This window comes from Methanolobus bombayensis, assembly GCF_017873415.1.
In the GTDB taxonomy this organism is placed as follows: Archaea; Halobacteriota; Methanosarcinia; order Methanosarcinales; family Methanosarcinaceae; genus Methanolobus; species Methanolobus bombayensis.
Genome location: NZ_JAGGKD010000001.1, coordinates 393,439 through 413,208, shown reverse-complemented (window position 1 = coordinate 413,208; position 19,770 = coordinate 393,439). Strand labels below are relative to the sequence as shown.

Sequence of the window (19,770 nt, the reverse complement as noted above, 5' to 3'; positions counted from 1 at the left end):
TATATGTTGTTATTTCATCAACTCCTTATAATTTTAACACCAGGTATGTAGCTTCTGCCATTAAATCAACCATGAGGTTCTGGTAATCTGCGGCATATTAGCCTTTCCCAATAGTCATTAATATTTAAAATAATATCAACTATTATATATAAATATATAGATTATATGCCAGCAAAACGATGCCTAATGGAAACAAAGGTGGTTTAATTGACTCCCTATGCTCATTATACCGAAGGATTGTTCGACGTATGAGTTACTGATGAGTAAAGGATAAAATATCTGTGGTATATATAGCAAATTTTAATACTTCATGAAATACTATTATAGTATGCAACAAAATGAAGAACAAGAAAAAAAAGTTGTACATAAAAAAAAACGTTCAAGATTTGAGAATTAAACTAATTAATACATTGTTAATAATTATTGGATTTACTTTTACAGGATACAATAGTTTATCACCTGGCGTACTAGACATATGGGGAAATCTGGTACTTTATTTTTTCCTAGGTGTATTCATAATATATGCAGCATACATTCAAGATGTTTCGGGTATTTTTTTAGACTTATTTTTTGGACTTACAACAGTACTTTTTGCCTACATAATACTCGTGTTTTTTTATGGAACTGCATTTACAGCATATCCCACATTAACCATTATAATTTGGGCACTTTCATTTGTAGTTATATTATGCATCAGTTTTACGGACTATATATCTGAATTTTATTTATCGAAAATTGGAATAATTTTTTTATTAGTACTTTTCCTGTTCTTGGGAATTTGGTTGTTTATTAACATAACTAATGCTTCATTTAATGAATTAGTAGTGCAAAATTCTAGCTATAATTATACTGAAATAGTGAATGAGGTTTTTTGGTTCGTTGCTTTCAAACAATATCCAAAATGACCAGGAAGTTAATAAAACAATTATACCTAGTTTCCTAATTCCGGAACACAAGACAGATATTCCTTCCTCACTAGTTCCGGGTCAAATTCCAGATAATTATTTGCCCAAGTCTTTTTCTTTAATGAATCTCCCCTGAGCTATTTGATGTAAACTTCCTGCTCAAAAATCAAAAGAAAACAAAGTCTAGTTACAATCTTGATTCCAATAAAAAATGAGAAGATGCGCCGACCGGGATTCGAACCCGGGTTTAAGGCTTGGAAGGCCTCAGTCATAGCCACTAGACCATCAGCGCATTGTGAACAACCAATACAATGCTTTTTCAAATATAATCTTTTCGCCTGATAATGAATATTTCAGAGGGTTGTATTTAAAGGAGGGATATTCACAGGGAATATTCATCCCGTAGTTCTTTTATCCTGTCTCGGAGGTCTGCGGCTCTCTCGAATTCAAGGTTCTTGGCGGCGAGGTGCATATCAGCTTCGAGGTCGATGATAATGTCAGCGATCTCGCGTGTTGAAGCATCCTCGGCGATTGCCATGACACCGGACTTGGGCCGGTATTTCTCTCCCTCCACAAGCTCCTTCTGCAGAGCCTTGCGGATAGTTGTGGGTGTGATGCCGTGTTTCTCGTTGAATTCCATCTGGAGCTTGCGCCGCCTTTCTGTCTCGTTGATAGCTCGCTCCATGGAACCGGTCATGTTATCAGCATAGAGGATAACACGTCCCTCTGAGTTTCTCGAAGCGCGTCCGATTGTCTGGATAAGCGAGCGCTCAGAGCGCAGGAAACCCTCCTTATCCGCATCCAGTATCGCAACAAAAGCAACCTCAGGGATATCAAGACCCTCACGCAGCAGGTTAATACCGATAAGCACATCGAACTCACCTTTTCTCAGGTCCCTGACGATCTCCGCACGTTGAAGGGTATCAATATCTGAATGCATGTAACGAACCCTGATACCCATTTCCAGCAGATACTCTGTGAGGTCCTCAGCCATCCTCTTGGTCAGCGTCGTCACAAGAGTCCTGAATCCCTTCTCAGTAACCTTGCGAATCTCACCGATGAGGTCATCCACCTGATTCTCAACAGGCCTGACCGAAATTTCCGGGTCAACAAGGCCAGTAGGACGGATGATCTGCTCCACCACAGCCCTGCTCTTCTCAACCTCATACTCCGCAGGAGTTGCGGAAACATAGATTACATTGTCAAGTCTTCTTTCGAACTCATCATAACGAAGCGGTCTGTTGTCAAGAGCTGAAGGCAACCTGAAACCATACTCCACCAGCGACTGCTTCCTAGCCCTGTCACCGTTGTGCATTCCACGTATCTGCGGGATGGTTACATGTGATTCATCAATAACCAGAAGATAATCTTCAGGGAAGAAATTAAGCAGGGAAGATGGAGGCTCGCCGGGACGGCGGCCGTCAAAGTGCCGGGAATAATTCTCAATACCACTGCAATAACCAAGCTCACGGATCATCTCCATGTCAAACTTAGTCCTCTGTTCCAGTCTTTGAGCCTCAAGCAAGCGGTTCTCCGATTTCAGCACAGCCAGTCTGTCATGAAGTTCAGCTTCAATAGTGCCAAGAGCTTTGTCAATGTACTCTTCCGGCATAACGAAGTGTTTTGCAGGATAGATACCAACAGACTCTCCGGGCAGTACTTCCTCCAGCACTTTTCCCGTAAGTGGCTCAAAATAAGCTATCCTGTCGACCTCATCACCAAAAAGCTCTATCCTTATTCCGTCATTCTCCTGAGCAGGGAAAATCTCGATCGTATCCCCACGCAGCCGGAAAGTACCCTGAGTAAAATCAACATCATTCCTTTCATATTGTATGTTGATAAGTGATTCAAGGAAAGCCGGACGGTCTATCTCCATGCCGGGTGTCAGCATAACAGACATAGCTCTCCACTCATCAGGCGAACCAAGGTTGTAGATACATGACACACTGGAAACTACGATCACATCTTTACGTTCCAGCAGAGCCTTGGTTGCCGAAAGCCTCAGTCTGTCGATTTCTTCATTAATTGACGCATCCTTCTCAATATAAGTGTCAGTCGTAGGCAGGTAAGCCTCCGGCTGGTAGTAATCGTAATAACTGACAAAATACTCTACGGCATTGTCAGGGAAAAACTCACGGAACTCCGAAAAGAGCTGTGCTGCAAGGGTTTTGTTATGCGCAATAACCAGAGTTGGTTTTTGCACGTTCTGAATGACATTAGCCACTGTAAAGGTTTTTCCTGAACCAGTCACACCAAGCAATGTCTGGTGCTTTTTACTTCCAAGCATACCCTCTGTAAGCTGAGAAATTGCCTTGGGCTGATCACCCTTTGGACTATACTCCGAAACCAGTTTGAAAGGACGCATCAATATGTGTATTGAATCTAAAGCGTATAAACGTATTCACAGACGGGGTGCATACGTATTTCGCTTAAAAAAGCAGAATCATACAGCTTAACACTATCACTACATCACCACACCATTCACATGAATATCAGAAAATACAACACCATGAGCACAATTGCAAGTATGATAAGTGTCTGAGCACTCTTACTATCTGACCCGATAATGATAGGAATTGGTCCCAACATGATAAGACCGCCTCCTTTGACATCTGTTTTATCAGAAACTGACCCATATCCATCATCAGAATATGAAGAGTAATTAGAAGTTGAATATGAATTTAAAGAGTGTTCATCCCTTTTTTCTCCATTTTGAATCCTATTTACACCTGAAATAAAAGACAGTATAAAAACCGCAATGATCACAAACATTCCCAACAATATCAAAATGGTCCCCAGCATCAAAACCTCCTCCTTGCCAGCAGATAGATCACAGCTATCAGAACGCCTGCCCAGAGCATAGATGAAGTAATCCCAGGTGATGAACCAAATGCAATTGGTATCGGACCTATCATTACCAGACCACCAAAACTGCCCTTACTGTTGAAAGAAGAAACTATAGCACCTGCGAAAACAAGGAAAAAACCAGCGAATATAAGTATTGGTCCGAGTTGTGAAAGGTCCTGTGGTAAACGCATGAAAAGCTGTATGTTAAAAGTATATTAAATACCTGACAGTTAACTGCTCAAAAACCATAAAAAACATAGTCAAAATAAGCAATTAAAGAGATCAGTACTGGAATCTGTGATCCAGAGGCATTTCTGACATCTGACCCATGACTGCATCAGATTCCTGTTCAATCTCATCTGCAATATACCTGTACTCACGCTGTGTCCTGTTCCCTCTGCGTGCAAGGATATTCTTGCGGAACATACGGGAAAGGTATGTGGACACCGTACTTTGTTTTATTTCACCGTAGATGCGCTCGTAGTGTTTCTGGATATCCTGCGAAGAGAACCATATCCTTGGATATTCATATTTCAGGAAGAGTTCCAGACGTTCATTTATCGTCAGTGAAGTGTCATTCATTCTGTTATGAAGTGATGGTACTTTACGTGGTGCCGGTGCCTGACCTGGTACAGATTGTACCGGAAGATTAGTAGGAGAGACAGCCGACTGCATCTGTTGGTTAGGATTCATTGTTTGGCGGACCGTAGATGAGATTGGTTGCACCGGCTGTCCATACCCATACTGCTGAACCCCCACAGGAGGTAGGTTGGGTTGATTATACTGCGGTGGTAATTGATGATCGGATATTGTATTTGTATTTGAAACAGGGGGTTGCCAAGGTTGTGGCTGGACGTAAGCCTGCCCGGGCTGCTGTGTTTGTGGCAACACTGGTGGAGCAGGCATTTGAGCTTGCTGCGCAGGCATCTGTGCATATTGTTGCGAAGGATACTGTGATATATGTGCCTGCTGAACCGGTTGCTGTGTATTAACAGGTGTTTGCTGCTGAACAAATTGAGGTTGGTATGCATTCTGCTCAGCAACATTCACCGGAGTAGTAGAAACAGGATTAGTAGCGGGATAATTAGGAGTTCTAGGAGTGCCCGATACTGTATTAAATGAATTGGATGAAGGTTCGGTAATATTTCTAGTCTCGTCTGAATAGATGTCCAAGAATGCCTCCAGGCCATGCCTGTCAGCATACTCAAACTCGGCGCTTGCTCTTTTAGTGCCATCGTCATTGATGATCTCAAGCCGAACCTTCATCCTTTTTGCCTCTTTGCGGATCCATTCATCCCCTCAGATATTGATGGATTCACAAAACCATTTATCCCCTCAGACTCATGGTGTTGCTCTTTTTAATCTTGATCCGTTATTTTGTGAATACATCAGGAACACACTGTTTCTCTGTGCTTCACAATTACTTACATGGTTTTAATAATATATAAATATTTGCTCTAATAATAGTCTGCACTTGTTTTGAAACAAATCAAAGCCCTAATAGAGCTTTAATTGATTATTAAAGTATTAAACACAGACATGACAAAACATATAACTTGTCAACACTAGAACAAGTGCAATAATGATAGATAAATATTTCGTTTTTTGTCGAATTTAACTAGTGATTAGGTGTATGTGGCAGATGAATACAGACATTTAAGAGTTTATTTAATAATTAAAGGATTAAAAATGATTATTACATGAAATAAACAGATTTTATGGCACAAAAATTGTTTTTTGTGAATAAGCCTGAAAAAGCATATTCGCATTCTACAAAAACAAATTACTCAAAAAAAGGATGCTGCAAGCAAAAGCACTATTCAACGATGCAGTTGGTTTTATATCTGATGATATCCATACTAAGTCCCTATGTCAAATAGCAGTGCAGAATCACCAATTGACAGCATTAGTTCAAAGATCAAGACACAGATAGAGTCTGACAGTCTTGACGAAAAAGATGTAGAATCATTACTTCATGAGATAGAATTACTTAAAGTCAACAACGAGAACATGCGGGCAAAATTGCTTGAATCAAGCATGCTTGCAAACAATTACCTTGAAGAAACAAACAAGCTCAAAAGACAGATAGAGCAGCTCACAACTCCACCACTCTTCATTGCCACAGTTATGGAAGTGGATAATGGACAGGCACTTATCAGGCAGCATGGCAACAATCAGGAAGTTGTGACAAAGATCCCTGCCAACCTCAATGTTGAGGCAGGAATGAGAGTGTGCGTGAATGCCGCATTTTCTATTATATCTATAATCACCAGAGCCGCCGACGTACGTGCGCAGGTAATGGAACTTATCAATTCCCCAGGAATCGACTATGATATGATAGGCGGCCTCGATGATGTGCTTAAAGAGGTTATTGAGTCTGTGGAACTTCCACTACTCGAGCCTGAACTCTTTGAGAAGATAGGCATCGAACCACCTACCGGCGTACTCATGTACGGAGCTCCGGGAACAGGTAAAACACTAATCGCAAAAGCAGTTGCCTCAAGGGCAAACGCCACATTCATCAGAATGTCAGGTTCTGACCTTGTTCAGAAGTTTGTAGGAGAGGGTGCACGTCTGGTGAAAGATGTGTTCCAGATGGCCCGCGATAAGTCCCCATCAATCCTATTCATTGATGAGATCGATGCAGTGGGCGGTATGCGTACACATGACGGTACCACAGGTTCCGCAGAAGTAAACCGTACAATGCTTCAGCTTCTTGCTGAAATGGACGGTTTTGACGCAACACAGAATGTCAAGGTCATCGCCGCAACCAACAGGATCGACCTTCTCGACCCTGCTTTGCTTCGTCCGGGACGTTTTGACCGTGTAATCGAAGTTCCACTTCCTGATGAGAAGGGAAGAAATGAGATATTTAAGATCCACACCCGTAAGATGAATCTTGCAGATGATGTGGACTTTGATAAACTCGCAAGAATGACAAATGCTCTCAGCGGTGCCGACATTAAAGTCATCACAAAGGAAGCCGGCATGTTCGTCCTCAGAAGGCGAGGAGAAAGCATAACAATGCAGGACCTTCTGGAAGCATATGAAAAGGTTGTTTCCGAGGAAGAAGAACAAGGCACACCACACAGTATGTTTGTGTGAACTACCACCCTATTCATAGGGTGGTTTCCTGCTTCATTATTGAATCCAACGACTCAATTCCACAGGCTTTAACTGTAGTTCCTACAGCACGATTGAGAATATTGATAGCAGCATTATGGTCACGGTCAAGAACTAATCCACAGTGAGGACAGTTGTGTGTCCTTACCGCTAATGATTTTTCTACCTTTTGACCACAGTTGCTACATAGTTGAGATGTGTTATATGGATTAACTAATTCTACAAACTTACCAGCTTCTTCCGCTTTGTATTTTGTAATCTGAATTAGATCACTCCATGATGCATCATGTATTGACTTTGATAGTCTTGAATTTTTAACCATGTTCTTTACATTCAGATCTTCAAAAGCTATGTAATCGTAAGCATTAATGAGTTCCCTGCTTAGTTTATGGTTAAAATCGTTTCTCTGATTGCGAATTTTACGATGCAAGGTGTTTACCTTATCACATTGTTTCTTCCAATTGTTAGAGAATTTCTTTTTACGACTAAGGTTACGTTGTTGTCTTTTTAATTCGCCTTCCGTATTGCGATAATATTTCGGAGGATTTATCTGAGTACCATCACTCAAAGTAACCAGAGAATTGAGTCCTACGTCAATACCTACAAAGGTAACAGGTTCAACAGGTGTAACATTGTTCTCAACGACTACAGAGAATGTAACATACCATTGTTTCCCATCTTTGCGAATAGTACAGGTCTTGATCTTGCCTTCAATCTCTCGATGCTGAACTATCTTGATCTCTCCAATCTTCGATAGCTTCAACTTCTTTCCAGAGATACTAAAACCAGATTGGGGATAGGTAAAACTGTTATATCGTCTCTTGCCTTTGAACCGAGGATAACCTACTTTTGCTTCTCCGTTCTTACATCGTCTGAAAAAAGCATCAAATGATTTGCCTAATCTCCTGATTACATCTTGTTTTACCTGAGAATGTACGTCTGTATCAAATTCAAGATACTGAACCTGATACAACTGTTCCATAGTAGATAATCCTTGATTACATCTATCATAGGCATTTCTACGGTCTGCAAGAAATTCGTTATAGATATGCCTACAAACATCAATTGTCCTGATTAAAGTTACTTCCTGTTGTTTGGTAGGATACAATCTAAACTTGTAAGATTTCTGCATTAAAAACCTATAGGTTAACAGTGTTTAAATACCTTTTGTAACTATAGGAATGTATGACATATTCAAGTTCTGCTGTATATGAAATTAATTATCATATTGTATGGTGTACTAAATACCGGAAACAGGTTATGAATGATGAATTGAAGGAGTTTCTTGGTGACCAGATAAGAACAATTGCTGATTCTAAGGAATGGGAAATACTTGAACTTGAAGTTATGCCTGAACACATCCACCTTTTCATATCTGCACCACCATTCATAGCACCGACTGATATTGTTAAGATTATGAAAGGAGTTACTGCTAAGAGGGTTTTTCAGAAGTTTCCCGAATTACGAAAAAAGGAATTTTTGGGAAATCATCTTTGGTCACCAAGCTATTATATTGGTACTCATGGTCAAGTATCTGCTGAAACGATTAAGAAATACATTGACGGTAGTTCCAATAAGGGACGTAATTCATCCACCGTTTGAAAACGGTGGGCTTCTTACTCCAACGTGATAAATCGCAAACATACATCATTTTCAGACAAACGAAAGCTTAATATGCTTTGAATGACTTTGAAGGGTGCTGATAAGCAAAGCAGATTGCTCCGATAGTGTAGCACGGCCAATCATGCAGGACTCTCACTCCTGCGACTGGGGTTCGAATCCCCATCGGAGCACCATAATTTTTTTACAAACATAATATGAAGTTTAATAGCTTTGATTAGATTATCAAGATTCTACAAACTATCTACAACTGCAAATACCCCAATCAATTAACTATTTTAACAAGCCCATAATAAGCTTATTTGGGGCTTAAATGTGGAGAAATCAATTCTAATTTTATTCCTTGTAGCTGGATTCTCAATATTAGTATCTGGCTGTGTGAATCCTATGAATGATAATTATAACATGCCAGATCAGGCATATCGCTGGCATGAACCGGGTTACATGTATCCGGAGCAATATAATTCATCATTGGATTCGAATGTTATTACAGAGTTTTCATCCAACGGAGAAATGATATACTATACCGGATACAATGAAGCCGGACAAAAAATACCAATAGATTATGGTCCTCACTGGCTATATGTTCACGGAGGCAGCTGCGTAAGTTGTCATGGAGTAGATGGTAAAGGTGGAGTACCTATAATGATGAGCAACAAAATTCCTCCTGATATAAGCTATGAAGTTCTGACATCCGAAGAAGAGCATGTTGATGAGCATGAGGAACACAACCCTTATACAGATGAGGATATCAAGATTGCAATAAGGGAAGGAAAAGATCCATCAGGAGAAGTATTGGATTATGCAATGCCAAGGTGGGACATGTCAGATTCAGACATAGAAGATCTAATAGAATATTTGAAAACGCTTTGAACTCCTTATTAGAATCACTAAAAAAGTCAAACTTAAACTATTAATATACAACCTTGACAAGTATGCCAGGTTTCTGCATATTGCTCAAATAAGGACTCTGTAAGGCCAAAAAAATAGAATTAAAATAAAATGCAGCCTCATAAACGAGGCTGCGATTCTCCAACCAGTTCTCAATTTCCACCGAATTAGATCAGTGCATCATTTGAAATCCCAGGATATTGGTTTTCTGCAGAGGAAGAATCTGCCCTGTCATCAGCAGTTTCACTTTGGACAACTGAAGCCTCCGTATCCAGTTTGAACTTGGCCACAACCAGTTGCATTCCGGAAGCAACATTCGCAAGTTCCTGAGCAGATTGTGAGAGTTCCTGCATGGAAGCAGTCTGCTCCTCAACAGAAGCCGAAGCCTGCTGGGCACCTGCTGCGGACTGTTCGGAAATGGCAGACACTTCATTAACAGAAGAATTGACCTCCTCGATCGAAGCAGACTGTTCTTCAGTAGCTGTCGCGATTTCTTTCACCATCTTCACTATCTTATTTCCGGCCTCTACAACATCATCGATAGCCTTCACAGAGTTATCAAGAGAGAGAGCACCCTTTTCAACTTCTTCAGAACCTCTCTGCATTGAATGAACAGCATCTTTTGTACCACTCTGCATCTTAATGATCAGTTCTGATATCTGCTTTGCAGCATTGCCTGAATCTTCTGCAAGTTTGCGCACCTCATCAGCCACAACTGCGAATCCTTTTCCGTGTTCTCCTGCCCTTGCAGCCTCAATTGCAGCATTAAGAGCAAGCAGGTTCGTCTGATCAGCAATTATAGTAATAAGATTCACTATCTCACCTATCTGATTAGACTTCTCATCAAGATCATTGATCACACTTGAAGAATCACCTACTGCAGACTGGATGCTTTTCATCATCTGCATCAGGTCCTTTGACATGTCCCCAAGACCCTGTATAAGAGCATTAGATTCAACCGCATTCTGAGAAGCCATCTCAGAATTAGTGGCTACATCCTGAACCATGCGACTCATGTCAGCCATTGCACTAGAAACTTCCTCGGCCTTATTCGCCTGGAGCTGCGTACCCTCCGATATCTCAGTCACAGTATCTGTGATCTGGTCTGCGCTGGATGAAAGTTGCTCCGTAACTGCAGACATTTCCTGTGCAGTATTAGCTATGGATTCTGCATTTTCAGTCACAAGAGCCACAATACCGTTCAAAGAGTTTCTGCAGTTTTCAACGCCTTCAGTAAGCTCTCTGAAATCACCGACTCCGTGAACCTTTACATTCCTTGTCAGATCATTGGAAGCGATGGATTCCAGAACCTCGCATGAATCTTCAATAATTTCCTGCAGAGTATCACCAAAACCATCCAGAGTATCGCTCAGCACCCTGAAATCACCTTTGGTATCTACCTCAACCCTGGTATCAAGATTTCCTTCCGCATAAGAAGTAATAACCCTTGAAGCTTCATTCACAGGGTCAACAACAGCATCAAGACAATTGTTGACACCTTCTACGATCCTAAGATAATCACCCTGATGTCTGGAAACATCAGCACGGATATCAAGCTGCCCGTTTACTCCGGCACGTGCCAGCATATCAGCATCTGCAACAAGATTATTGATAGAATCAATGCAGGTATTGAGATTATTCTTGATAGTGTTGAAATCACCATTGTAGTCATCAGTGATACGATCAGGCATGTCACCACAGGCAATACGATCAATATACTCAGCAGCGACATTCAACGGACCTATTACAGCATCCAGTGTGTCATTAACACCCTCTACAATTGCACGATAATCACCAGAGTGTCTGGAAACATCAGCACGATTATTAAGCTTACCTGCCACTGCCGCCTCAGAGAGCATATTGGCATCAGAGACAAGCAGGTTTATAGCATCGATACACTGGTTGAGATTATTCTTGATAGTGTTGAAATCACCATTGTAGTCATCAGTTATCTTATCAGGAATGGCTCCTCGGGAGATGCTATCAACATACTCAGCAGCAACGTTCAATGGATCAATAACAGCATCAAGAGTGTTATTGACACCATCAATGATAGCACGATAATCACCGTCATGCCTGGAAGCATCAACACGGACATCAAGATTGCCTGCAACAGCAGCCTCAGAAAGCATATTAGAATCTGAGACAAGAGAAGTAATAGCATCAATACAACCATTCAGGTTATCCTTGATCTCACTGAAATCACCATAATATTCGTCAGTAATGTGGGAAGGAATATCACCATGAGCAATACGGTCAACATACTCAGCAGCAACGTTAAGCGGATTGATGACAGCATCAAGAGTGTTATTAACACCCTCTACAATCGCACGATAATCACCATCATGTTGTGAAGCATCGGCACGGACATCAAGATTACCCGCAACAGCTGCTTCAGACAACATATTGGCATCGGAAACAAGAGCATTGATGGCATCAATACAGCCATTCAGATTATTTTTGATCTCATTAAAGTCACCATTGTAATCTTCAGTGACATGTGGCGGAATATCACCATGAGCAATACGATCAATGTATTCTGCTGCCACGTTAAGAGGGCTTATCACTGAATCAAGAGTATCATTGACTCCATCGATCACAGCACGATAATCACCATCGTGCTTTGATGCATCGGCGCGAACATCAAGTTTACCTTCAACGGCTGATTCAGAGAGCAGATTTGCATCGGAAACAAGTGCATTGATAGCATCAATACAACCATTCAGATTATTCTTAATCTCATTAAAGTCACCACTATAATCCTCAGTTATCTGAGGTGGAATATCTCCATGTGCAATGCGGTCAACATATTCAGCAGCAACATTCAACGGATCGATGACAGCATCAAGAGTATCATTAACTCCATCAATGATAGCACGATAGTCACCGAAATGATTGGAAGCATCTACCCGAACATCAAGTTTACCTTCGACTGCAGCTTCCGAGAGCATATTAGCATCGGAAACAAGTGCATTGATAGCATCAATACAACCATTCAGATTATTCTTGATCTCATTAAAGTCACCACTGTAATCCTCAGTTATCTGAGGTGGAATATCCCCATGTGCAATACGGTCAATATATTCAGCAGCAACATTCAACGGACCGATAACAGAATCAAGAGTATCATTAACACCATCTATAATTGCGCGATAGTCACCAGAGTGCCTGGAAGCATCGGCACGGACATCAAATTTACCTTCGACGGCTGCTTCAGAGAGCATATTGGCATCCTTTACCATTGCATTAATAGCATCAATGCATCCGTTAAGATTGTCCTTGATCTCATTGAAATCGCCATAATATCTATCATTGATATGTGGAGGTACATCACCGTGTGCGATACGATCAACATACTCGGCAGCAACGTTAAGAGGACCGATAACAGAATCAAGAGTATCATTAACACCCTCTATAATCGAACGATAATCGCCATTGTGCCTGGAAGCATCGGCACGGACATCAAGTTTACCTTCGACCGCAGCTGCAGAGAGCATATTGGCATCAGAAACCAATGCGGCAATAGACTCAATACACTGGTTCAGGTTATTCTTGATCTCATTGAAATCACCGTGGTATTCATCCGTAATATGAGGAGGGATGTCACCTTTGGAGATGCGATCAACATACTCGGCAGCCACATTTAATGGCATTATTACAGCATCAAGCACCTGGTTAAAACCTCTTGGAATAGCCTCAAAATCAATTCCCACATTTGTATTTGCCCTTCTGTCAAGCTGACCCTGCATTGTGGCATTGGCCATGTCCTCAAAGTCAGTAATTATCTTCTTAATTCCACCTGATATTGACCTTCCCAGAAGGAATGATGCCATAATACCCAGAATTAAAAATATTATAACAGCTGTGATCAGTCCGTTCCTTATAGCCATCAACGGACCTTGGAATTCTTCCGTATAACTGCTTGAAACTATGTACCAGTCGTTCGGTTCATAATAAGCAAAACTAGCTATCTTCTCCCGACCTTCCCAATCATATTCGATAGATCCTTCTTTATTGGAAATTATCTCCCTTGCAAAATCATGCTCATAAATATTTCCGCCTTCCATATTCGGATGCAATAACAGGTTTCCTTCAGAGTCCATGACATATACATAACCAGTCTCGCCTATGACGATCTCACCCATATGCTCTCGTATCGTATTGATAAAAGGGTCTTCAAGCACACCAACATACAGAATTCCTATAATTTCCCCCGCACTGTTCATAATAGGTTCGTATGCAGTAAGATACCAGGCATTAACAACCCATGCTCTTCCATAGAAAGTCTCACCATTACTGACAACTGCGTCATAAACCGGCTGTGAAACTGTAGTACCCACAGCCCTTTCTCCCTCATTATTGATAACATTTGTAGAAACTCTTACAGCTTCCCCGTCCTGCACCTGAAATACAGTAGCTGTTCCTCCTACCATATTCTTGATATTATCAACGATCTCATAGTTGCCGTTGACAACATAATCCTCACCTAACACCAATTGTCCGTCAGCGATTGAAGGATCACCTCTTGAATAAAAAACAGACCTTGCAACTCCAAGGTCACTATTTACTTTGTCCTGCGCTAGAGAAAAGGTAGAGTCCACATAATCTTTTTCAATTAACATTTGACTTTCCAGGCTATCTTCCAATTGAGAAAGAGTCCCTGAAGCTGTTTGTTCATAGGCATAAAAACCAACGATCGTTACCGGCAGTATTGTTAAAAGCAATGTTACTGCCATTATTTTGTGACTGATACGTACTTTATTTAAATCCATCTAACCACCCTTTGAGAAAAATAAATCTGGAAAAGTTTTACCCAAAGATGGACATTGCATCTGTTGTTTCCATGTAAAACAGAGCATGCACATGATTCTCCTAATAGCTGATATACAATTTAATTTAAGAAATGTAAGGAGTAGTAGGCCAAAAATATTGAAGAATACACTGTAAATGATCCAGGATATCCTGATGCCAATATTCGATCTGCTTAAATACAATTTATGCAAAAAACAAGAAACAGAGAATAAACTCTGATACACCATCAAGTCCATTACCTCCTTATCCATAAATTATACAACTGTGAGTGCATGCACTCTTATAAAAAGAAGAATAGATAATATATAAATCCATGCAATAAAATATAAATAATACAATATTGAAGAATAAATTTAGATTTAAACTGAAATTTATAGTGTTTCAAAAAGAGAATTCGGAAATAAAATAAAAAATATTGTTTAAACTAAAAAAAGAAATAAAAGGAAAAGTTTGTTTAGTCTACACTAACAGCAACAAGGGAAAGTCCAAGTTCCTTTTCCAGTTTCTGTATAGATTCGAGGTCTTCTTTTGTAAGTTCGGCATTACTAATATTAATTCCTGAAAATGCAAGCAGGGTAACACCTGTTTTTTCTTCGAGTTCGTTGATAGCTTTGATCTGCTCATCTTTGAGTACGGAAAATCCCCATAACATACTTTTTAATCTCCTGTATTTTTGTCTGACCATTCCTAGTCTCGGTAGTAAAATAACTAATGTTATTTAGTGATTGTGATAATGCTTATGATAATTACTAGAAAGCATATATTTTCAATATTAAATAATAATAATAATAATAATAATACGCATGATAATCACCGAAAAAGATGAAAAGGGAACAGGACATTTTAGAAATATCCTGTTGCCTTTAACTTGAACTTAGTTCAACTCCTTCTTATAAGGACTACACAAAACAATCCGAGAACTCCAAATACCAGCTCAAATCCCGGTGCACTAGCAGAGCTTTCTACACCTGATTTTTCCATATCAGAATCATAGGGAATTTCTTCATCATCGTTAGTAGAGGAAGTAGAGTCCGTTTCTTCATCAATTTCACTTTCATCAAGATCCACAACCACCACTTCATCATCTTCTGAAGATCCAGAATCATCCGCAACTACATCAGGAACAGCCATTGTACATGTCTTCCACAATGACATTTTCAGAGTGTTTCCACTGGTATCTTCTGTTTTAAGATACATACCACTGTAAAGGTCTATCATCTTGTCTGCATCAAGATTAATATCATCATTACTAGACATAACAATAGCATCATCACCAGTATTCAGGACAGTATTGGAATTGCTGCCTGCATAATCTGTGCCATTCATCGCAGAAGGAATTTCAAAACCATCGACTTCAAAGACGCCGTAAGTGTCTCCTGTTTCAATGGTAGTAATATCTCCACGAAGGAAAGCATACTTGAAGACAACAAAATCAGTGTCGGATCCACGGAATATGGAATCTACGTAACAGTAGAATACAGGATTATCATCACCGTCTTTATAAAGATAAGTTCTTTCAGGTCTGGTAAGGTTCGCATTACCTGAGATCACGTCTGAATCTACTTCCTCACCATCACGATTAAGCTGCACCCAGACCTTATCGCCTTCCACATCAACCTGTTGAACAAGCAGAGACCACCCATCGGCAAGTTCCCATTCTTCACCGGAGAACATTTGCTTCTTGTTGTCACTCTTATACTCAACCAGTATTTTTGCGATTTTATCAGGATTACATCCTGCAGAGAGAGAGGAAGAATCTTCAGGCATACAAATATAACTGGAACCGAAGAAACCTAAAAGATAATACTTTTTAAGGTCAACCCCATCCACAATATAACTACTTCCATCATCAGAACCACCAATCTTGGTTTTCTTCATTTGTGGTTTGCTCACATAATATAGAGCACCTTCTGCAACAGTATCTCCAAGCTGGAAGGTTGATGAAGAATTATCATTTTCAAAATAAAGTAACTCACTGGAAAGACCAGGTTTTATCATATACCAGAATCCAGAAAAACTGTTTGCATCCCAGTAGAAATCCCCGCTGTTCAGTGAAGAATCAGTAGTGTCATATATATTACTCCTGATCTTGTATTTTACATCAGTTGCATTTACAGGCACAATTAATAAAGATACAATAGCCAGTAAAATTAAAATTTCCATCATTTTTTTCATTTTGATAGCTCCTTACAAGAAATATCATGACAAAACTTCGTACTTATCCTGTAAAGGAATGCGAAAACAATAAACCACAATAAACCAGCGTGTAGTTTATATAAATAATGCCATATTAATTGTTATTTTCTTGAACTTTTGTGTTACTGTGTTATGCTGACTAACAATGTTATGAGATAAAAAGATATTCATTCGAATATGTAGCACTAAACAGTAATATTTTAATACTAATTTGGCATTAGTCGTGCAAAGATAATAACAAAAGGGATGAAAGAATGACAAACATAAAACTCAAAACAATTGTTTTACTTGTACTGATACTTTGTATCTCAACATTCACATCAGGATGCACAGACAGTTCAACATCACAGGAAGAAAACACAGAATCCACTGCTACTATAATCATTACAGATGCAATGGGAAGAGAAGTTGAAATTCCAGATACAATTGAAAATGTAATTTGCTCTGGTTCAGGATCACTTCGTCTTCTGACATACATCGAATCGGAAGACAGGATCATTGCAGTTGACAGTATTGAATCCAGAGATAATCCATATGATGCAAGACCTTATGCACTTGCAAACCCTCAGTTTGCAACCGATTACACTGTTTTCGGAGAATTCAGGGGGAATGATGATCCTGAAAAGATACTGGCACTTGAACCTCAGCCAGACGTGATACTCAAAACATACTCCGCATCCGGCTATGATCCGGTTGAACTTCAGGATAAAACAGGAATTCCCGTAGTTGTCGTGAACTATGGAGACATGGTAAACAACAGAGAAGATATGTACCAGGCACTCAGAATTTACGGAAAGGTCATGGATAAAGAAGAACGTGCAGAAGAACTTATCACATTCTTTGATGAAACAATTGCAGACCTCAATGAGAGAACATCTGACGTGTCTGATGAAGAAAAAACATCATGCTATGTTGGTGGAATTGCAAGGGCAGGTCCACACGGACTGCAATCCACAGAGCCGACCTATCCTCCATTCCTCTTCACCAATGCACTTAACGTTGCTTATGATGATATGGACCTAAGCACTGCGGAAGTTGCCAAGGAAAAAATAATCGAGTGGGACCCTGAGATTCTCTTTGTTGACCTCTCAACCCTGCAATCAGAAGATGAGAACAGTGCTGTTTACCAGTTGCAGAATGATGAATCATATCAGCAACTCCAAGCTGTCAACTCCGGAAATGTATACGGAGTACTGCCATATAACTGGTACACCCAGAACTATGGCTCAGTTCTTGCAGATTCCTACTATGCAGGAAAGCTGCTTTATCCTGAAAAATTCGAAGATGTTGACATAGAGGACAAGACCGCGGAAATATACACATTCCTCGTATGTGATGGCGATGAAGAACTTGGCAGAGAGGTCGCTGACATGATGATAAACGCCTTTGGTACACCTGCATTCACTGAACTGGATGTCTGAGTTTTCATGTGAAAAACTGTAAAATTAAGACAATAGCAATCAGACAATAGCGTAAGAAAAAAACAAGGGTGAAGAAATGGTGAAAATACCAAATAAAACAACCGGGGATGAAGGCGATATCAGCCGACGTTACAGGGAACATACCGGCAGGAAATACACATACATACTGTCAGGTATTTTGTTTCTCTTTGTGATGCTGATACTTTCGATATCAATTGGATCGGTTGACATTCCACCCATAGAGGTTATGCAGACCCTCACAGGACATACAGTTTCAGTCAGATGGGACAGCATCATATGGAACATACGCCTGCCTCAGGTACTCACTGCCATTGTTGCAGGGGCCGGACTTGCTGTATCCGGTGTGGTTATGCAGTCAATACTCAGAAATCCCCTGGGTTCACCTTTCACCCTTGGAATCTCAAACGCTGCTGCCTTTGGAGCTGCTTTTTCAGTAATGGCGCTTGGAACCGGCTCCACACATAGTAGTGTTGGTGATGCAGTGGTCATCAGTAATCCATATACTACCACAGTAGTTGCCTTTGTGTTTGCACTTGCTGCAACGGTCATCATACTTGCCTTCTCAAGATTCAGAGGAGTGACACCTGAGGTAATGATTCTCGTCGGTGTTGCAATGGGATCCCTGTTCTCAGCAGGTACGATGTTCCTACAGTACTTTGCAGACGATGTGCAGCTTGCATCCATGGTTTTCTGGACCTTTGGTGATGTTTCAAGGGCAAGCTGGAGCGAGCTGGCACTTATAACTTTGATAACATTGGGTTCAGTTATCTATTTCCTGCTGGAACGATGGAAATACAATGCCATTGACGCAGGAGATGAAACTGCAAAAGGTCTTGGTGTTAATGTGGAAAAGGTGCGTGTGCGCGGAATGATGTGTGCATCACTTGTTACCGCCATAATCGTTGCGTTCCTTGGGGTCATCGGTTTTGTAGGGCTCATCTGCCCCCATATGGCCCGCAGGGTAATCGGTGATGATCACAGGTTTTTGATAATCGGAAGTATGATCATGGGATCGCTGCTTTTGCTCTGCGCTGATACAGCAGCAAGGGTTATGATCGATCCATATCAGCTCCCGGTTGCAGTGCTTACATCATTTCTGGGTGCACCTACATTCATTTATCTTATACTGGGAGGAAGGAAAATATGATATTAGAAGTAGACGGAGTGGAATTTCAGTACAAAAGCAAGGAAGTATTGAAAGATATAAAATTTGAGCTTAAAAGAAACGAAATACTCTCGATCCTCGGACCAAACGGTGTGGGAAAAACCACACTGCTCAAATGCATGAACGCAATTCTAAAACCAAAAAGAGGAACAGTTCTCATTGAAGATGAGGACGTTCTCAAACTGGAACAGATAGAGATTGCCAGAAGACTTGGTTATGTGCCACAGCGTTGCGAACCTGCAAGACTCACAGCCTTTGATGCGATACTGCTTGGAAGAATGCCACACATGAAATGGAACATTTCAACAGAGGATGTAATGATAGTAGAAGATACGATTAAGAAACTAAGTCTTGATGACATGGCACTGCGCTACATTGATGAGATGAGTGGCGGAGAACTCCAGAAAGTAGGAATTGCCAGAGCAATCGCACAGAATCCCAAACTTCTGCTGCTGGATGAACCAACAAGTAGCCTGGACCTGAAAAATCAGCTTGAGATACTTGATACCGTAAAAGAGGTTGTCAGAAAAGAGAATGTTTCTGCTATCATGACAATGCATGACCTGAATCTTGCATTCAGATACTCTGATAAGTTCCTGTTCCTGAAGAACGGAACCATATTTGCAGCAGGAAATATGGAAGATATAACACCGGACATCATCAGGGAAGTCTATGGAGTTCCTGTGACAATACAGAACTTTCAGGATGTATCGGTTGTAATACCGGTTTAAGCAGATAAAAAAGGATGATGATCAAAAACAAACCCAGA

At 40.5% G+C, this 19,770-nt stretch carries 15 protein-coding genes and 2 tRNA genes; 8 read left to right on the top strand and 9 right to left on the bottom strand.

The genetic code is table 11. From position 1 onward, the window contains the following. Window positions 1–338: 338 nt before the first annotated feature. Entirely contained in the window at window positions 339–905 is a 567-nt protein-coding gene (locus J2746_RS02140) for a hypothetical protein (protein WP_209615465.1), read from the top strand. A gap of 220 nt (window positions 906–1,125) precedes the next feature. Here J2746_RS02140 and J2746_RS02135 read toward each other — a convergent pair. The 5 genes from J2746_RS02135 to J2746_RS02115 all read right to left on the bottom strand — a co-directional run bounded on the left by J2746_RS02135 (window position 1,126) and on the right by J2746_RS02115 (window position 5,018). Then, window positions 1,126–1,197 (bottom strand) — tRNA-Gly (locus tag J2746_RS02135). Between the two features lie 90 nt (window positions 1,198–1,287). Next, window positions 1,288–3,270, bottom strand: coding sequence for an excinuclease ABC subunit UvrB (uvrB, locus tag J2746_RS02130; protein ID WP_209615462.1), 1,983 nt, complete (start codon window positions 3,268–3,270; stop codon window positions 1,288–1,290). 116 nt (window positions 3,271–3,386) lie between these two features. Beyond that, window positions 3,387–3,707 carry a TIGR00304 family membrane protein gene (locus J2746_RS02125; protein WP_209615459.1) on the bottom strand — a complete coding sequence of 107 codons (321 nt, stop codon included), beginning with the start codon at window positions 3,705–3,707 and terminating at the stop codon, window positions 3,387–3,389. Continuing rightward, window positions 3,707–3,943 (bottom strand): TIGR00304 family membrane protein, encoded by a 237-nt coding sequence (locus tag J2746_RS02120; RefSeq protein WP_209615456.1) that lies wholly within the window; start codon window positions 3,941–3,943, stop codon window positions 3,707–3,709. Before J2746_RS02120 ends, J2746_RS02125 begins: the two co-directional genes overlap by 1 nt. Window positions 3,944–4,034: 91 nt before the next feature. Further along, window positions 4,035–5,018 carry a hypothetical protein gene (locus tag J2746_RS02115; RefSeq protein WP_209615454.1) on the bottom strand — a complete coding sequence of 328 codons (984 nt, stop codon included), beginning with the start codon at window positions 5,016–5,018 and terminating at the stop codon, window positions 4,035–4,037. Window positions 5,019–5,621: 603 nt separating this feature from the next. On the opposite strand from J2746_RS02115, the gene J2746_RS02110 reads away from it, so the two are divergent. Then, window positions 5,622–6,857, top strand: coding sequence for a proteasome-activating nucleotidase (locus tag J2746_RS02110; protein WP_209615451.1), 1,236 nt, complete (start codon window positions 5,622–5,624; stop codon window positions 6,855–6,857). A 13-nt stretch (window positions 6,858–6,870) separates the two neighbouring features. On the opposite strand, the gene J2746_RS02105 is transcribed toward J2746_RS02110, so the two are convergent. Beyond that, window positions 6,871–8,007 (bottom strand): RNA-guided endonuclease InsQ/TnpB family protein, encoded by a 1,137-nt coding sequence (locus tag J2746_RS02105; RefSeq protein WP_209615448.1) that lies wholly within the window; start codon window positions 8,005–8,007, stop codon window positions 6,871–6,873. 53 nt (window positions 8,008–8,060) lie between these two features. Here J2746_RS02105 and tnpA point away from each other — a divergent pair, with 53 nt between their 5' ends. The 3 genes from tnpA to J2746_RS02090 all read left to right on the top strand — a co-directional run bounded on the left by tnpA (window position 8,061) and on the right by J2746_RS02090 (window position 9,368). After that, a complete protein-coding gene (tnpA, locus tag J2746_RS02100; RefSeq protein WP_209615445.1) occupies window positions 8,061–8,477 on the top strand; it encodes an IS200/IS605 family transposase in 417 nt (138 codons plus the stop codon). A 116-nt stretch (window positions 8,478–8,593) separates the two neighbouring features. Next, a tRNA-Glu gene (locus J2746_RS02095) sits at window positions 8,594–8,671 on the top strand. Between the two features lie 211 nt (window positions 8,672–8,882). Beyond that, on the top strand, window positions 8,883–9,368 hold the full coding sequence (locus J2746_RS02090; protein ID WP_209615442.1) for a c-type cytochrome: 486 nt from the start codon (window positions 8,883–8,885) through the stop codon (window positions 9,366–9,368). 185 nt (window positions 9,369–9,553) lie between these two features. Here the strand turns inward: J2746_RS02090 and J2746_RS02085 are convergent, their stop codons facing one another. From J2746_RS02085 to J2746_RS02075, 3 genes are all read right to left on the bottom strand, one after another. After that, window positions 9,554–14,158, bottom strand: a complete 4,605-nt coding sequence (locus tag J2746_RS02085; RefSeq protein ID WP_245249929.1) for a Cache 3/Cache 2 fusion domain-containing protein — start codon at window positions 14,156–14,158, stop codon at window positions 9,554–9,556. Window positions 14,159–14,652: 494 nt separating this feature from the next. Beyond that, a complete protein-coding gene (locus tag J2746_RS02080; protein WP_245249928.1) occupies window positions 14,653–14,883 on the bottom strand; it encodes a hypothetical protein in 231 nt (76 codons plus the stop codon). A 194-nt stretch (window positions 14,884–15,077) separates the two neighbouring features. Beyond that, window positions 15,078–16,373, bottom strand: coding sequence for an S-layer protein domain-containing protein (locus tag J2746_RS02075; protein ID WP_209615716.1), 1,296 nt, complete (start codon window positions 16,371–16,373; stop codon window positions 15,078–15,080). Between the two features lie 275 nt (window positions 16,374–16,648). Here J2746_RS02075 and J2746_RS02070 point away from each other — a divergent pair, with 275 nt between their 5' ends. The 3 genes from J2746_RS02070 (at window position 16,649) to J2746_RS02060 (ending at window position 19,732) form a co-directional block, all read left to right on the top strand. Continuing rightward, the gene (locus J2746_RS02070; protein WP_209615439.1) at window positions 16,649–17,815 is read left to right on the top strand and encodes an iron ABC transporter substrate-binding protein; all 1,167 of its coding nucleotides are present in this window, start codon (window positions 16,649–16,651) and stop codon (window positions 17,813–17,815) included. 76 nt (window positions 17,816–17,891) lie between these two features. Continuing rightward, entirely contained in the window at window positions 17,892–18,983 is a 1,092-nt protein-coding gene (locus J2746_RS02065; protein ID WP_209615436.1) for a FecCD family ABC transporter permease, read from the top strand. Next, window positions 18,980–19,732: an ABC transporter ATP-binding protein gene (locus tag J2746_RS02060; RefSeq protein ID WP_209615433.1), complete on the top strand. Its 753-nt coding sequence runs from the start codon at window positions 18,980–18,982 to the stop codon at window positions 19,730–19,732. The genes J2746_RS02065 and J2746_RS02060 overlap by 4 nt, the downstream gene beginning before the upstream one ends. Window positions 19,733–19,770: the final 38 nt, after the last annotated feature.

What these genes read in the sequence shown, in the direction of transcription:
- J2746_RS02075 (WP_209615716.1), bottom strand. Translation starts at nt 16,373, where the DNA reads ATGAAAAAAATGATGGAAATTTTAATTTTACTGGCTATTGTATCTTTA.
- J2746_RS02065 (WP_209615436.1), top strand. Translation starts at nt 17,892, where the DNA reads ATGGTGAAAATACCAAATAAAACAACCGGGGATGAAGGCGATATCAGC.
- J2746_RS02120 (WP_209615456.1), bottom strand. Translation starts at nt 3,943, where the DNA reads ATGCGTTTACCACAGGACCTTTCACAACTCGGACCAATACTTATATTC.
- J2746_RS02115 (WP_209615454.1), bottom strand. Translation starts at nt 5,018, where the DNA reads ATGAAGGTTCGGCTTGAGATCATCAATGACGATGGCACTAAAAGAGCA.
- J2746_RS02085 (WP_245249929.1), bottom strand. Translation starts at nt 14,158, where the DNA reads ATGGATTTAAATAAAGTACGTATCAGTCACAAAATAATGGCAGTAACA.
- J2746_RS02105 (WP_209615448.1), bottom strand. Translation starts at nt 8,007, where the DNA reads ATGCAGAAATCTTACAAGTTTAGATTGTATCCTACCAAACAACAGGAA.
- J2746_RS02070 (WP_209615439.1), top strand. Translation starts at nt 16,649, where the DNA reads ATGACAAACATAAAACTCAAAACAATTGTTTTACTTGTACTGATACTT.
- uvrB (WP_209615462.1), bottom strand. Translation starts at nt 3,270, where the DNA reads ATGCGTCCTTTCAAACTGGTTTCGGAGTATAGTCCAAAGGGTGATCAG.
- J2746_RS02080 (WP_245249928.1), bottom strand. Translation starts at nt 14,883, where the DNA reads ATGGTCAGACAAAAATACAGGAGATTAAAAAGTATGTTATGGGGATTT.
- J2746_RS02125 (WP_209615459.1), bottom strand. Translation starts at nt 3,707, where the DNA reads ATGCTGGGGACCATTTTGATATTGTTGGGAATGTTTGTGATCATTGCG.
- J2746_RS02140 (WP_209615465.1), top strand. Translation starts at nt 339, where the DNA reads ATGAAGAACAAGAAAAAAAAGTTGTACATAAAAAAAAACGTTCAAGAT.
- J2746_RS02060 (WP_209615433.1), top strand. Translation starts at nt 18,980, where the DNA reads ATGATATTAGAAGTAGACGGAGTGGAATTTCAGTACAAAAGCAAGGAA.
- J2746_RS02090 (WP_209615442.1), top strand. Translation starts at nt 8,883, where the DNA reads ATGAATGATAATTATAACATGCCAGATCAGGCATATCGCTGGCATGAA.
- J2746_RS02110 (WP_209615451.1), top strand. Translation starts at nt 5,622, where the DNA reads ATGTCAAATAGCAGTGCAGAATCACCAATTGACAGCATTAGTTCAAAG.
- tnpA (WP_209615445.1), top strand. Translation starts at nt 8,061, where the DNA reads ATGACATATTCAAGTTCTGCTGTATATGAAATTAATTATCATATTGTA.